We start from the raw sequence: 13,695 nt of genomic DNA, 5'->3' as shown, positions 1-13,695 counted from the left end.
CCATGGATAAATCACGTTTCAGCGGCCAGGTGATGGTAATAACCGGCGCCGCTCAAGGCATCGGCAAAGCGGTGGCCGAACGCGCGGCTCGGGAAGGGGCCCGTTTGGCGCTGATCGATCGCTCCCCCTATCTGGAAGAGGTCGTGGCCGTTTTACGCGAACGCGGCGCCGATATCATCGCCCTGCAGGCCGACTTGGAGCATTGGGAAGCAGCGCGCGATGCGCTGGATCAGGTGCAACAGCACTTTGGACGCGTGGATATTATGGTGAACAACGTGGGCGGCACCATCTGGGCACGACCGTTTGCCGACTATGCGCCGCAACAGATTGAGGCGGAGATTCGGCGCTCGCTGTTCCCGACGCTATGGGGTTGCCGCGCCGCGTTGCCGTATATGCTGGCGCAGGGGAGCGGAGTGATCGTCAACGTCTCTTCGGTCGCCACGCGCGGCGTCAATCGCGTTCCCTATTCCGCAGCCAAAGGCGGCGTCAACGCCCTGACCCAATCACTGGCCTTTGAATATGCCGGCGCCGGCATTCGCATCAACGCCACGGCGCCGGGCGGCACCGAAGCGCCGCCGCGGCTGACGCCACGCAATCGCGAATCCCCGACGCAACAGGAGGAAAGTTGGTATCGGCAGGTGGTTGAGCAAACGCTCGACAGCAGTCTGATGCACCGCTACGGCAGCGTTGATGAACAAGCCGCCGCTATTCTGTTCCTCGCCAGCGCCGAAGCCAGTTACATTAACGGAACGGTGCTGCCGGTCGCCGGCGGCGATTTGGGGTAAAACAGGCGCCGGGGGATCAACGTATGATCCGCCGGCCCTGCGCATCGATCACCGGCTCCCCGTCCTCTTTGCTGAAGGCGCCGCGCTGCGGATCCGGCAGAATATCCAAAACCACCTCCGATGGGCGACACAGACGCGTGCCGAGCGGCGTCACTACGATAGGGCGATTGATCAGGAGCGGCCGTTGCAGCATAAAGTCGATCAGTTGTTCATCGCTCCAGGCGCTGTCGTCCAGATGCAGCTCGGCGTAGGGCTCGACGTTTTTGCGCAGCAAGGCGCGCGGCGTCATGCCCATCTCGGCCAGCAGCGCTGTCAAACGTTCGCGGCTGGGCGGCGTTTCCAGATACAAAATCACCTCCGGCTCAGCGCCGCTGTTGCGGATCAGCGCCAGCGTGTTGCGCGACGTGCCGCAGGCGGGATTGTGATAAATTTTGATGTCGCTCATGTCAGTTGCTCCGGTTATGGCAAAACGGACAGCCGCAGCGCCAGCGCGGCCAGGGTGACGAACAGGATCGGCAGCGTCATCATCACGCCTACGCGAAAATAATAGCCCCAGGTAATGACGATGTTCTTCCTTGCCAACACATGCAGCCACAGCAGCGTAGCCAGGCTGCCGATCGGGGTGATTTTGGGGCCGAGATCGCTGCCGATAACGTTAGCGTAAATCATCGCCTGCTTGATGACGCCTTCCGCGCTGCTGCCGTCGATCGACAGCGCCCCCACCAGCACCGTCGGCATGTTATTCATGACGGAGGAGAGAAACGCGCTCAGGAAACCGGTGCCGAGCGTCGCCGCCCACAGCCCCTGCCGCGCCAACGCATCCAGTACGCCGGACAGCAAATCGGTCAAGCCGGCATTGCGCAGCCCGTAGACCACCAGATACATGCCCAGCGAGAAAATCACAATCTGCCAAGGCGCCCCGCGCAGCACTTTGCCGGTATCGATCGCCCGCCCGCGTTTCGCCACCGCCAGCAGCACCAGCGCACCGCAGGCGGCGACCAAACTCACCGGTACGCCGAGCGGCTCCAGGCCGAAGAAGCCGATCAGCAACAGCGCCAATACGGCCCAGCCGGTCCTAAACGTCGCGCGATCGCGGATCGCTTCCTGCGGTACCGGTAAGCGCGCCAACGCGTAGCGCAGGGGAATATCTTTGCGGAAGAACAGATGCAACATCACCAGCGTCGCCGCCACGGCGACGAGGTTGACCGGCACCATCACCGCCGCATACTCCGTAAAGCCCAAGTGGAAGAAATCCGCCGAAACGATATTCACCAAATTGGACACCACCAGCGGCAGGCTGGCGGTATCAGCGATAAAGCCTGCCGCCATCACGAAAGCCAGCACCGCCGCAGGGCGAAAGCCGAGCGCCGACAGCATGGCGATCACGATCGGCGTCAGGATCAGCGCGGCGCCGTCGTTCGCAAACAGCGCCGCCACCACCGCGCCCAACAACAGCATGTAGGTAAACAGCCAGCGCCCTTTACCGTTGCCCCAACGGGCGACATGCAAGGCGGTCCAGGCGAAAAAACCGCTCTCATCCAGCAACAGGCTGATAATGATGACGGCGATGAAGGTCGCGGTCGCATTCCAGACTATCTGCCACACCACGGGAATATCGCCGACGTGCACCACGCCGCTCAGCAATGCCAACCCCGCCCCGATTGACGCGCTCCAGCCAATACCCAGCCCTTTCGGTTGCCAGATAACCAAGATCAACGTCAGAATAAAGATCGTCCCCGCTACTATCATCGCTGCCTCACTGCTCTCTCAAGCTTACATATATGTTTTTTCGAATATATAACGGCAAATTTTTTTACCGTTACGAGCAGCCTTTCGCCACGCGTTGCCCCAACGCCGCCACCTGCTCTGGACGGCACAGATAAGCCTGCTCAATAATCGCCGCCGCCCAGGCCGGCATATGCGGCGACAGGCGATAATGTATCCATTTGCCGTCGCGCCGATCGAGCAACAGCCCGCTTTCGCGCAGCATCGCCAGATGCCTTGAGATTTTGGGTTGCGGCAGCGCCAGAGCACCCGACAGCTCGCACACGCACAGCTCGCCGGCGTGGCGCAGCAACAGCACCAGCGTCAGACGCGTATCGTCCGACAAGTTTTTAAACAGCTTCAGCGGCGTCAATGACGACATAATGCGCTCCTGGTATTCTTTGCCCCACTATAATCCAGCGCTGGAACATTTCAAAATCATATTCGTTTAAACGAATATAAATTCACGCGACATGTCATCGCGCACGCCCGGCTATCGGCGAGTTAAGTTTCAGCTATCGATTCCATACGCCAAAGCCGCTGTTCATTATGTGCTCTTTCGCTACAATCGTGAGCACTGACATTCACCGTATCGAGGACACCATGTACAACTTCTCCCGCTATCAGGCAAAAGAACTGGCGCTGGCTTACATGAGCGGCAAAAAACACGATCTGTCGCCACAGGAGTTTTTGCAGCAGTTGAAAAGCAGCGAAAGATCGTTTGAACACCTGCTGAAACACGGCAGCGAAATGCCGCGTGAAGTGCTGGTCAAAAGCTTCTGAACGGCCGGTTGCCGGCCCCTTTTCCTCTACATCGCCGGTGGCGAGCCTGACGGGCCCGCGCATTCCCGGCTATCCATCCCCCTCACCTCACTGCAGAATTTCGCCCCCATAGGCGAAAAGTTGATAAATTCGCACCAAAAAGCGAATTATTGACTTATTCGCATCCAGATGCGAATTTATAGTCTTCCTTCTACCAACAACGGATCACGCCATGCCGACGCCAATCAGCGTAATCAGCGGCGATCTGGTCGATTCTCGCCGGTCAGACACCGTCAACTATCTTAACGGGCTGCACAGCCTGCTCGAACGGCTGCAGCGCGATGGGCGGCTGCATCAGGTGGAGATTTTCCGTGGTGACGCCTTCCAGGCGCAGGCCGCCCCCGAGGACGGACTGTTTCTGGCGGTGTACGTTCGCCTTGCCCTGCGGGCGATGGGCGCCGTGCACTGGGATGCGCGCATCGCCGTCGGGCTGGGCAGCCAGCGGCCCGACGCCATCGGTTACGGCAGCGCCTTTATCAATTCCGGCAGCGCGCTGGACGCCATGGCGAAAAATTGCCGGCTGGCTCTGAAAACCGACAACGATCGGACAAACGCCATTGTCAGCGATCTGCTGCCGATGTTAGATCATGTGATTAGCCGCCTGTCACAGACCGAAGCGCGCATCGTCCAGGCAAGAATGTTCGCCGACAGCGGCGCGGCCGTGGCGGGCCAACTGCAAAAAGCCGCCTCCACGGTCTCCGCCGCGCTGAAACGCGCGGCCTACGAGGAAATCATGCGGTTTATTCACGCCATTAACAGGATCGTCTGACTATGGATCTGACCTATACGCCCTTGCTGGCCTGGCTGTTGCTCGCCCACTTGCTGGCGGATTTTCCGCTGCAGCCGCGGAGTTGGGTGGAAGATAAAATCCAACATCGCGCGCGCTCGCGTTTTCTGCTGTTGCACGCCTTGCTGCACGGGGTGCTGGCCGCCTGGGTGGTGGCCGGTTTCGGCCTGCTGCACGGCGGGCTCTCTTCACGCCAGGTGCTGGCCAGCCTGCTGGTCATCGCCCTCAGCCACTACCTGATCGATTGGCTGAAAGTCACCGCCATGGCCCGCCTGAGCCCGGCCCGCAGTTTCCTGCTCGATCAGGGATTGCATCTGGCGGTGATCGCCTTGCTGTGGCTAGGGCTGACGCCGAATGCCGCTGAACTGCTCGCCGCGCTGGGGCGGCAACTGGGGAGCTGGCAAACCGGTCTGGTGCTGGTGGCCTACAGCCTGATTTATCTGCCGATGAGTCTGCTGATCGGGCAACTGCTGGCGCGCTGGACGCCGCAAATGCCGCCTTCGGCCAAGGCCGACAACGACTCGCTGCTGCGCGCAGGCAAACAGATTGGCTACTTGGAGAGAACGTTGATCCTGACCTTTGTGCTGCTGGGGCAGATCCCGGCGATCGGTTTTTTGCTGGCGGCCAAATCCATCTTCCGTTTCGGCGATCTGCGCCAGAGCGACGATAAGATGCGTACCGAGTATGTGCTGCTCGGCACGCTGTTTTCCTTCACGCTGACCATCATGCTCGGCCTGTTGGTCAACAAACTGCTGTAGCGGTGAGGGGGCGAAGCATTTCGCCCCCGAAGTGAACGCCGAGGCGGCTTACAGCCACTCGCCGAAGCGGCGAATGTAGAAACGCTTCATCATCTGCGCAACCACGCAGTAACTGACCAACGTCGCGGCCAGCCACGGGAAGTATTCCCACGGCAGCGGCTGCAGGCCAACCAGGGCACCGAGCGGCGAGAACGGAATGTAGATGCCGAGCGCCATCACCAACCCGGTGGTCAGCAACACCGGCAGCGCCGCGGTGCTCTGAATGAACGGGATCTTCTGGGTGCGCAGCATATGTACCACCAGCGTTTGCGACAGCAGCCCCTCGATGAACCAACCAGACTGGAACAGCGCCTGGTGTTCCACGCTGTTGGCGGCGAACACGTACCACATCAGCGCATAGGTCGTAATATCGAAGATCGACGAGGTCGGCCCAATCCACAGCATAAAGCGCCCGATGTTTTTGGAATCCCACTTGCGCGGCTTGCGCAGGAACTCTTTGTCCATCTTGTCCCACGGCAGCGACAGCTGAGAAATGTCGTACATCAGGTTCTGAATCAACAGGTGGATCGCCAGCATCGGCAGGAACGGAATGAAGGCGCTGGCCACCAGCACCGAGAACACGTTGCCGAAGTTGGAGCTGGCAGTCATGTTCAGGTACTTGATGATATTGCCGAAGGTCTCGCGCCCCTTGATCACCCCCTCTTCCAGCACCATCAGGTTCTTTTCCAACAGAATGATGTCCGCCGACTCCTTGGCGATGTCGGTGCCGGTATCGACCGAAATGCCGACGTCGGCGTCGCGCAGCGCCGGGGCATCGTTGATGCCGTCGCCGAGGAAACCGACGGTATGGCCGTTGGCCTGCAGCATTTTCAGCACCCGCGATTTTTGCAGCGGCGTCAGCTTGGTGAACACCGTGCGCAGCTCCACTTCGCGCGCCAGCTCTTCGTCATCCATCTGTTCAATCTGCAGCCCGGAGAGCGGCTCGCCCGGCTCCAACCCGACGTCGCGGCAAATCTTGCAGGTGATCACCGGGTTGTCGCCGGTCAGCACCTTCACCGTCACGCCGTTTTCCTGCAGTGCGGCGATCGCCTGCTGCGCGCTCTCCTTCGGCGGATCGAGGAAGGTCAGCAGCCCCTGCACCACCATGTCGCGCTCATCGGCCACGCTCAGCGGTTCGGCCGAGCGTTGCGCATCCAGCTCGCGCGTCGCCAGCACCAGCACGCGGAAGCCATCTTCGTTATACTCGCGAGCCAGCGCCTGCAGCGCCGCACGACGCGTTTCATCCAGTTCCAGCGTCTTGTCGCCTTCGCGCACGTGGGTGGCGATCTCCAGCATCTCCTCCACCGCGCCCTTACAGATCAGCTGCTGTCTGCCATGCTCATCCGCCACCACGATCGACAGACGGCGGCGCACGAAATCGAACGGCAGCTCATCCACCTTGCTGAAACGTCCCAGGGCTTCGATCCCCGGTTTGCCGCGCCCGAAGCGGATCACCGCCTGGTCCATCAGGTTCTTCATGCCGCTCTGGTGGAAGCTGTTCAGCCAGGCCAGGTGCAGCACCTCGTTATCCCTGGCGCCATTGACGTCGATGTGGTGCTCGAGAATGATGCGATCCTGCGTCAGCGTACCGGTCTTGTCGGTACAGAGCACGTCCATGGCGCCGAAGTTCTGAATGGCGTTCAGGCGTTTCACCACCACCTTGCGGCGCGACATGGCGATCGCCCCTTTCGCCAGGTTGGAGCTGACGATCATCGGCAGCATTTCCGGCGTCAGACCGACCGCCACCGCCAGCGCGAACAGCGCCGCTTCGCTCCAGTCGCCTTTGGTGAAACCGTTGATCAGCAACACCACCGGCACCATCACCAGCATGAAGCGAATCAACAGCCAGCTGACGCTGTTCACCCCGCGATCGAACGCGGTTTGCGCCCGCGAACCGACGATCGACTTGGCGAGCGAGCCGAAGTAGGTGCGCCCGCCGGTCGCCACCACCACTGCCGTCGCGGTACCGCTGGCGACGTTGGTGCCCATCAGGCAGATGTTGGACAGCTCAAGCAGCGCGTTCTCGCTGGAGACCTCCCCTTCGCTCGACTTCTGCGCCACGTTGCCCATCGCATCGTATTTCTCGATAGGGATCGCTTCACCGGTCAAAATCGCCTGGCTGATGAACAGATCGCGCGAAGCGATAAGGCGCACGTCGGCCGGCACCATGTCGCCGGCGGAGAGCTGAATGATATCCCCCGGAACCAGTTCGCGGATCGGCACCTCCAGCGTCAGCGGATGCGCGCTGTAGCTGCTGCGGCGCAGCACCGTAGCGGTGGTACGCACCATCGATTTCAGCGCTTCCGCCGCCTTATTGGTGCGATATTCCTGCCAGAAACGCAACAGCCCGCTCAACGTGACCATGGTCAGGATGATGATGACGCCGGTGAGTTCAGTTTCTTCACCGCTCTGGAGCGGCAGCCAATAATCGGTAAAGAAACTGATCGCAGCCAGCACCATCAGCACGAAGATAAACGGGTTATTGAAGGCCTTGATCAGCTGGATCAGGGCGTGCGGTGCCTTGTCGTGGGCGACCTGGTTAGCGCCGAACTGTTCCAGCCGTTCATCGGCGTCGTCCTGGGTCAAGCCGTTGCGGTTGCACTTCAGGTTCGCCAGCGTCTGGGCGATGCTGTTGGTCGCCTCTTGCGCAATGGCGTAGCTCACCGCGTCTTTATCACGGCGGTGCGTTCTTTCATTAATCTGAGTCATAACGCTATTCTCTTATTTTAGTTCTGCGCACAGGGTTCTCCCGCCCGATAAACAGGTGACTATGCACAGCTTGGAATTTGTTTAATTAGCGCGACTGAATGGCGAGATCACCCGGCCAGCCACGCAAGAATTATTTCCCTTCCGGGGTCATCGTCCATAACGCCTCCTTAATGCCCAACGTTATTCACGGCGTGCCTGAATAAACCCGAACATGCAATCAAGTTAATAAATATTTATATGATTAATCAGACCGGTAATTCGGACGCAACGCGCCAGCGAACGGCGCTCACACTTTTTTCCAGGCTGATGCGGCAGACAATACCCTCAATTTCTTTTTGCGCGGCCGGCGTGGCGTTAATTTCCGCGCACACTTCCAATTGCCCAGGGCTGGCAATATCGGCGCTGCGCAAGGATTGCAACCGCAAGGCCACGCCGTTCAACGCCTGCAATATCAGGGTGCGCACCAGAATTTCATCCTGCTCGCCGCAGGTCACCTGAATGCGATAGCACAGTTCGAGATCGGTCGCCTGCTGTTGCGGCTGCAGGTTGATGCGCTGCGCGGCTTCGCGCAGCAGGATATTGGCGCACAGGATCACCAGCGTGGCGACCACCGCATCCCAATGCTGGCCCAGGCCACACAGCACGCCGATGCCCGCCGAACACCACAGCGTGGCGGCGGTGTTGAGGCCGCGAATGTTCAGCCCTTCACGCATGATTACGCCGGCGCCGAGGAAGCCGATGCCGGATACGATCTGCGCGGCCACGCGACCGGCGCTGGCCGGATCGGTGGACATAGAGCTGAGAATGAAGACCGCTGCGCCGGTCGCCACCAGCGCATTGGTGCGCAGGCCGGCCATGCGTTGGCGCCACTGGCGCTCGGCGCCAATCACCGCGCCCAGGCACATCGCCAGCAATAAATTTAAAACGAAAGGAGTCATAGCCATGACTTTCCCCTTAATTAACGACAGGAGATAAAATCATGTGCTGTTTAGCACACGCGAAAACGCGCTGAAAATAAATCAGCGAATCAGCGTGTCATGCCTGGAGGGAAAAGGCTGTGGCTGCAGAATACCATAATAACGTCCAACTCAATTCACCTGAAGCCACCTGGCATCAGGAAACGTTTTCTTATTCGGGTATGCACAGCTCAGAAATAACTGGAGAGGGGTGCTGCCCGCCGCTAGCGGCAAGCAACAAATCAGAAGAGAATTGGTCAGCTTGCCTTATTTATTTTATTACAACTGCAACTGTCCAATTGGGTTTCTCCACCGAAATTTTGGCTGAGTATAGTGACGTCGGATAATGAAGTAAAGGCTAATTTATTAAACGAAAAATAAACTGAAATACCGCACTGATATTTCGATGTCACAAATAGGGCGCGGCAACGTTGGGTAGCGGTGCGCTTATCGGTAAACTGCCCTCCTTCATCTTTCAAGGACGCCTCCGATGAAACAACGGTTTTCCCCGCTCGCGCTTGCGCTGCTCGTCAGCTTTTCCGCCGATGCCTTGCTGCTGCGGCAAGGCGACGTGCAGTTTGAACTCGATCCCGCCACGCTGCGCATCGCCGCAGGTGCGGTGCCGGTCAACTTGGCTCAGCCCACGCAACAGGTGGCGGATCTCACCGCGTCGCCACAGCGCGCCAGCTGGCGATGGCCGCAAAGCGCGGTCAGCGTGAGCGCCCGCCTGGAAGACGGCGATCTGCGCCTGAGCTTCCGCAGCGACCGGCCGCAAACCCTGAGCTGGTATCGTCTGCCTCCGCAGACGGCGGCGCTATTGCTGCCGATCGGCGAAGGCAGCCGCATTCCGCTCGACAACCCGGTCTGGCGCAACTACCTGACGACGGAAATGACGCCGCTGGATACCAACTGGGATCTGAAACTGCCGCTGTGGAGCCAGCAACATCAGGACAAGGTCTACAGCTGGCTGATGTTGACGCCGTTCAGCAACCGTCTCACCTTCGCTTCGGAACAGGAAAAGCTGGCGATGCGCGCCGAGCATCAGTTCAACCGCTTCAATCAACAACAGGCATTCGAGGTGCTGCTGCACGTGGGGAACACGCCGCTGTCCGGCGCCCGCCGTTACCGCGAGATTCTGCAACAAAGCGGCCAGTTCAGCAGCCTGCGCGAAAAGATGAAACAGGCGCCCGAAGGCGAAAAGCTGATCGGCGCAACCCATATCTACCTGTGGGGCGACCAGCTGCTGGCGGCGGAAGATGTCAAAGATTGGCCGGGCTTGCTGCACTACCTCGCCTCTCCCGCCGCCGAAACGCTGCGGCAGCAGATGGATGCCGAGAGCAGGAAGTCCTTGCGGCAATTGGCGGGTAAAACGCCGGAAGGCTGGCAACAACAGTCCCTGATAGACGGCATCAACCAGGCGCTGACGGCGCAGTTCGCGCTGGGCGCGACGCCGGATGACGCCGATTTCCTGCAGGCGCAGCAGCACCAGGCCACCGCAGTGCGTGAGCGGGCGCAGCAAGAGCTGGGGCGCTGGTTAACCCCAGCGGACGGTTGGGGGCAAGGGCTGGCCAAACCGCTGATCGATGCGCTGCGCCAGGCCGGTTTGCCGCGCCTGTGGTTGGGTACCGACAACTGGACCGCCGCCTTCCTGCACCCGCAAGCGGTGGCCGCCGCCAAAGCGGCCGGTTATCTGATCGCCAGCTACGACTCCTATGATACTGCCATTGCGCGCGGCGTGAACGACAGCTGGCTCACCGCGCAACTGCCGACGGCGCTGCGCGAAACCTGCGCCATCGTGCGCGCCGACGGCAGCAAGAAACCCGGCTTCGGCAAACAGGGTTACTACCTTAATCCGGGCTGCGTCCTGCCCTATTCTCAACAGCGCATGCGCGAGCTGGTGCAACTGGCCGGGTTGAACAGCCTGTTTCTCGACGTGGACGGCACCGGCATGGTGTCCGATGACTATCAGCCCGACCACCCGACCGGCGCAGCGCAGATGGCCGAGGCGCGCAACGCCCGGCTGGCCTGGTTCAGCGCCACCCTTAAGTTGCCGCTCGGCTCGGAGGACGGCAACGCGGTGACCGCCCGCAGCCTGATGTTCGCCCACGGCATGGAAACCTGGGGATTCGGCTGGGGCGATAAACAGATGAATCAGGATAAGTCCTCGCCCTATTATCTCGGCGCCTGGTGGCCCAACGCCCAACCGGCGTTTTTCTTCCGCCCCGCCAGAGTGAAACAGCCCTACCGCACGGTCGAATTCGATCCGCGTTATCGCCTGCCGCTCTACCAGGCCGTTTTCCACGATGCGATCGTCAGCAGCCACCATTGGAATTACGACAATCTGAAGTTCAGCGACGTTCAGACCAGCCGCAGCCTGCTCAGCCAGCTGTATAACACTGCGCCGATGTTCCATCTGAGCCGCGCCACCCTGGCGGCACGCTTGCCGGCGATCAAACGCGCCGATGCCGCTTTCCGGCCGCTGCATCAGGCTCTGTGGGACAAAGCGCTGACCGACTTCCGCTGGCTCGATCGGGAAGGCTGGGTGCAACAGACGACCTTCAGCGACGGCTCGACGCTGACCTCCAACTTTGGCGAGCGGCCTTTCGCCGGCATAGCGGCCCACAGTCTGCGTGCCAAACTGGCCGACGGCCGCACGCTCGACGTTGCCCCTTAGCAAGGTCGCCGGTGGTGGGCTACGCTAGGCTATATTTCCGACGACACGCAAGGAGCGGCCGATGACGCCTCTTATTCACACTCTGCTCGACGACATTTGGCAAAGCCTGGGGCAATGCCCCGCGCCCGTCGACCGGCTCACCGTCAGCGGCGCCGGCGCATTGCCTTCGGCGTTTCCCGTCACCGAATTGGCCACCGCCGCCTGGGGCGCCGCCGGATTGGCCTGCGGCGAATTGCTGCGCCGTGAGGCTGCCGACGCACCGCAGGCCTGGATCGATCAACGCCTGGCCTCATTCTGGTTCGCCTGGACGCTGCGTCCGTTGGGTTGGACGCTGCCTGCGGCGTGGGACGCGCTGGCCGGCGACTATGCCACGGCGGATGGCTGGATACGCCTGCATACCAATGCGCCGCACCATCGGCGAGCGGTGGAACAGGTGCTGGGCGCGGCATCGGATAAAGGCTCGCTGGCGGCGCGCGTGCTGAGCTGGAAAAAAAGCGAACTGGAACAGGCGGTCATCGAGGCCGGCGGCTGCGCGGCCCAAATGCGTTCGGCGGCCGACTGGCGCCAGCATATTCAGGGCAAGAGCGTGGCGCTCGAACCGTTGATCCACACCTCGCTGCAGCCGGAAGCGCCGCCGCCGGGTTGGGCGCTGCCCGCCGCCCGGCCGCTGCACGGCGTACGGGTGCTGGATCTGACGCGCATTCTCGCCGGGCCAATCGCCACGCGTTTTCTCGCCGGTTTGGGCGCCGACGTGCTGCGCATCGATCCTTACGGTTGGGATGAACCCGGCGTCGAGCATGAGGTGATGCTGGGCAAGCGCAGCGCGCGCCTCAACCTGGGCAATGCGCACGATCGCCATACGTTTGAACACCTGCTGAAGAACGCCGACGTGATTGTGCACGGCTACCGCGCCGGTGCGCTGGAGAAGCTGGGCTATGGCACGGAGGAAAGGCGCGCGCTGGCGCCGGGCCTGATCGACGTCTGCCTGAATGCCTACGGCTGGAGCGGGCCGTGGCGCACCCGGCGCGGTTTCGACAGTCTGGTGCAGATGAGCTGCGGGCTGGCGGAGGCAGGCATGGTTTGGCGCAGCGCCAGTATGCCGGTGCCGCTGCCGGTACAGGCTCTGGACCACGCCACCGGCTATTTGATGGCGGCAGCGGTATTGACCGGTATGGCGCAGCGCATGAAAAACGGTGCCGGCTACCACGCCCGGTTGTCGCTGGCGCGCACGGCGCAACTGCTGTTGGCGCATCCGCATCCGACGCATTATCGGCCGGAACCGCTGGCGCCTGCCGGCCCCGCCGACGAGAATCCGGAAACGGAACTGACTTACTGGGGCGCCGCGCAACGCCTGCGCGCGCCGTTAAGCCTGCAGGGCACCGCACTGCAATGGGCGCTGCCGGCGACCACGCTCGGCGCCTCGCAGCCGGAGTGGCTGCGCCGTTAAACCGCCGCCAGCTGCTGCTGCAGCCACTGCAGCAAACGTGTCACCGCCGGGGTCAGCCCGGCGGTCTGCGGCCACGCCAGATAAACGTCGTCATCGCTCAGGCGGCATGGCGCGGCCAGCGCCACCAGCCTCCCCGCGTCGATCGCGTCCTGTACCAGCAGCTTTTTCGCCAGCGCGATGCCGAATCCTTGTTCCGCTGCGCGAATCAATAATCCGGCATCGTTGAACAGCGCCTGTTGCCGCCCGCACAACGAGCGCCCCTGAGCGTTGAACCAATCGCGCCAGGGGCTGACGTCGTGCTCCAGCAACGGTATATCCCCGCCGCTCTCGAATGCCTCCCGCCACTGCCGCGCCATGTCCGGTGAAGCGACCGGCAGCACATCACCCGCCGCGATGCGCTGCGCCTGCAGCCCCGGCCAATGCCCGCCGCCGATGCGGATCGCCGCATCGAAGCCGCGCTGCGACAGATCCTGTAGCGTCAATGAGGCATCGATATCGAGCGCAATATCGGCGCAGGCCTGATTAAAGGCCGGCAAACGCGGCAACAGCCAGTAATGGGCAAAAGACGGCAACACGCTGATGCGCAGTGTCTGGCTTGCCGCCGCACGTCGGGCGCGGGCCACGCCCTGCTGCAGCGCCTGCAGCGCCGGTTCCACCGCCGCCAGCAACTCTCGCCCGGCCGCATTCAAACGCAGCCCGCGCCCGCGCCGTTCAAACAGCGGGTAGCCGACCGCCTGCTCCAGCTGCTGAATTTGCTGGCTCACCGCCCCATGCGTCAAATGCACCTGCTGCGCCGTGGCACGCAAATTTTCCAACCGGGCGGCGATCGCAAAAGTCGGCAAGACATGCAGGGGAAGACGTTCATTCATCATTGGTTAACCAGGCTATCCAAAAAGGGTATTTTTTATCGATTTTGGCCGACAGGCAAATGTTCTATGTTTACCTGACCATTCC

At 61.4% G+C, this 13,695-nt stretch carries 13 protein-coding genes; 7 read left to right on the top strand and 6 right to left on the bottom strand.

Annotated features, from left to right (window positions below; all coding sequences use genetic code 11):
• Positions 1-2: 2 nt before the first annotated feature.
• Positions 3-785, top strand: coding sequence for a benzoate diol dehydrogenase BenD (gene benD / locus ACRAWE_RS04270; RefSeq protein ID WP_154746430.1), 783 nt, complete (start codon positions 3-5; stop codon positions 783-785).
• A 16-nt stretch (positions 786-801) separates the two neighbouring features.
• On the opposite strand, the gene arsC is transcribed toward benD, so the two are convergent.
• The 3 genes from arsC to ACRAWE_RS04255 form a co-directional block, all read right to left on the bottom strand.
• Positions 802-1,230 (bottom strand): glutaredoxin-dependent arsenate reductase, encoded by a 429-nt coding sequence (gene arsC, locus ACRAWE_RS04265; protein ID WP_063918585.1) that lies wholly within the window; start codon positions 1,228-1,230, stop codon positions 802-804.
• 14 nt (positions 1,231-1,244) lie between these two features.
• A complete protein-coding gene (locus ACRAWE_RS04260; RefSeq protein WP_063918586.1) occupies positions 1,245-2,534 on the bottom strand; it encodes an arsenic transporter in 1,290 nt (429 codons plus the stop codon).
• Positions 2,535-2,604: 70 nt separating this feature from the next.
• Positions 2,605-2,931, bottom strand: a complete 327-nt coding sequence (locus ACRAWE_RS04255; protein WP_019453521.1) for a metalloregulator ArsR/SmtB family transcription factor — start codon at positions 2,929-2,931, stop codon at positions 2,605-2,607.
• Between the two features lie 221 nt (positions 2,932-3,152).
• Between ACRAWE_RS04255 and ACRAWE_RS04250 the strand changes: the two genes are divergently transcribed.
• The 3 genes from ACRAWE_RS04250 to ACRAWE_RS04240 all read left to right on the top strand — a co-directional run bounded on the left by ACRAWE_RS04250 (position 3,153) and on the right by ACRAWE_RS04240 (position 4,916).
• The gene (locus ACRAWE_RS04250) at positions 3,153-3,332 is read left to right on the top strand and encodes a hypothetical protein (RefSeq protein ID WP_019453520.1); all 180 of its coding nucleotides are present in this window, start codon (positions 3,153-3,155) and stop codon (positions 3,330-3,332) included.
• 211 nt (positions 3,333-3,543) lie between these two features.
• On the top strand, positions 3,544-4,140 hold the full coding sequence (locus ACRAWE_RS04245; RefSeq protein WP_063918587.1) for a hypothetical protein: 597 nt from the start codon (positions 3,544-3,546) through the stop codon (positions 4,138-4,140).
• 2 nt (positions 4,141-4,142) lie between these two features.
• Positions 4,143-4,916: a DUF3307 domain-containing protein gene (locus ACRAWE_RS04240; protein ID WP_432524954.1), complete on the top strand. Its 774-nt coding sequence runs from the start codon at positions 4,143-4,145 to the stop codon at positions 4,914-4,916.
• 48 nt (positions 4,917-4,964) lie between these two features.
• Here ACRAWE_RS04240 and mgtA read toward each other — a convergent pair whose 3' ends face one another.
• Together mgtA and ACRAWE_RS04230 are read right to left on the bottom strand one after the other, a co-directional pair.
• Entirely contained in the window at positions 4,965-7,664 is a 2,700-nt protein-coding gene (gene mgtA / locus ACRAWE_RS04235) for a magnesium-translocating P-type ATPase (protein ID WP_063918589.1), read from the bottom strand.
• 245 nt (positions 7,665-7,909) lie between these two features.
• Entirely contained in the window at positions 7,910-8,608 is a 699-nt protein-coding gene (locus tag ACRAWE_RS04230; protein ID WP_025159855.1) for an MgtC family protein, read from the bottom strand.
• 113 nt (positions 8,609-8,721) lie between these two features.
• Between ACRAWE_RS04230 and ACRAWE_RS04225 the strand changes: the two genes are divergently transcribed.
• The 3 genes from ACRAWE_RS04225 (at position 8,722) to ACRAWE_RS04215 (ending at position 12,741) form a co-directional block, all read left to right on the top strand.
• Positions 8,722-8,967, top strand: coding sequence for a hypothetical protein (locus ACRAWE_RS04225; protein WP_154746434.1), 246 nt, complete (start codon positions 8,722-8,724; stop codon positions 8,965-8,967).
• Positions 8,968-9,110: 143 nt separating this feature from the next.
• A complete protein-coding gene (locus ACRAWE_RS04220; protein WP_432524951.1) occupies positions 9,111-11,294 on the top strand; it encodes a glycoside hydrolase in 2,184 nt (727 codons plus the stop codon).
• Between the two features lie 61 nt (positions 11,295-11,355).
• Complete coding sequence (locus ACRAWE_RS04215) at positions 11,356-12,741, top strand: CoA transferase (protein ID WP_432524949.1); 1,386 nt, start codon at positions 11,356-11,358, stop codon at positions 12,739-12,741.
• On the opposite strand, the gene ACRAWE_RS04210 is transcribed toward ACRAWE_RS04215, so the two are convergent.
• Entirely contained in the window at positions 12,738-13,613 is an 876-nt protein-coding gene (locus ACRAWE_RS04210; RefSeq protein WP_432524947.1) for a LysR substrate-binding domain-containing protein, read from the bottom strand. The genes ACRAWE_RS04215 and ACRAWE_RS04210 overlap by 4 nt on opposite strands.
• Positions 13,614-13,695 lie beyond the last annotated feature (82 nt).

The sequence above is a fragment of the Serratia sp. BFP-2025 genome (assembly GCF_050880365.1).
Classification (GTDB): domain Bacteria; phylum Pseudomonadota; class Gammaproteobacteria; order Enterobacterales; family Enterobacteriaceae; genus Serratia; species Serratia surfactantfaciens.
This window is presented reverse-complemented; position numbering and strand designations above follow the sequence as displayed.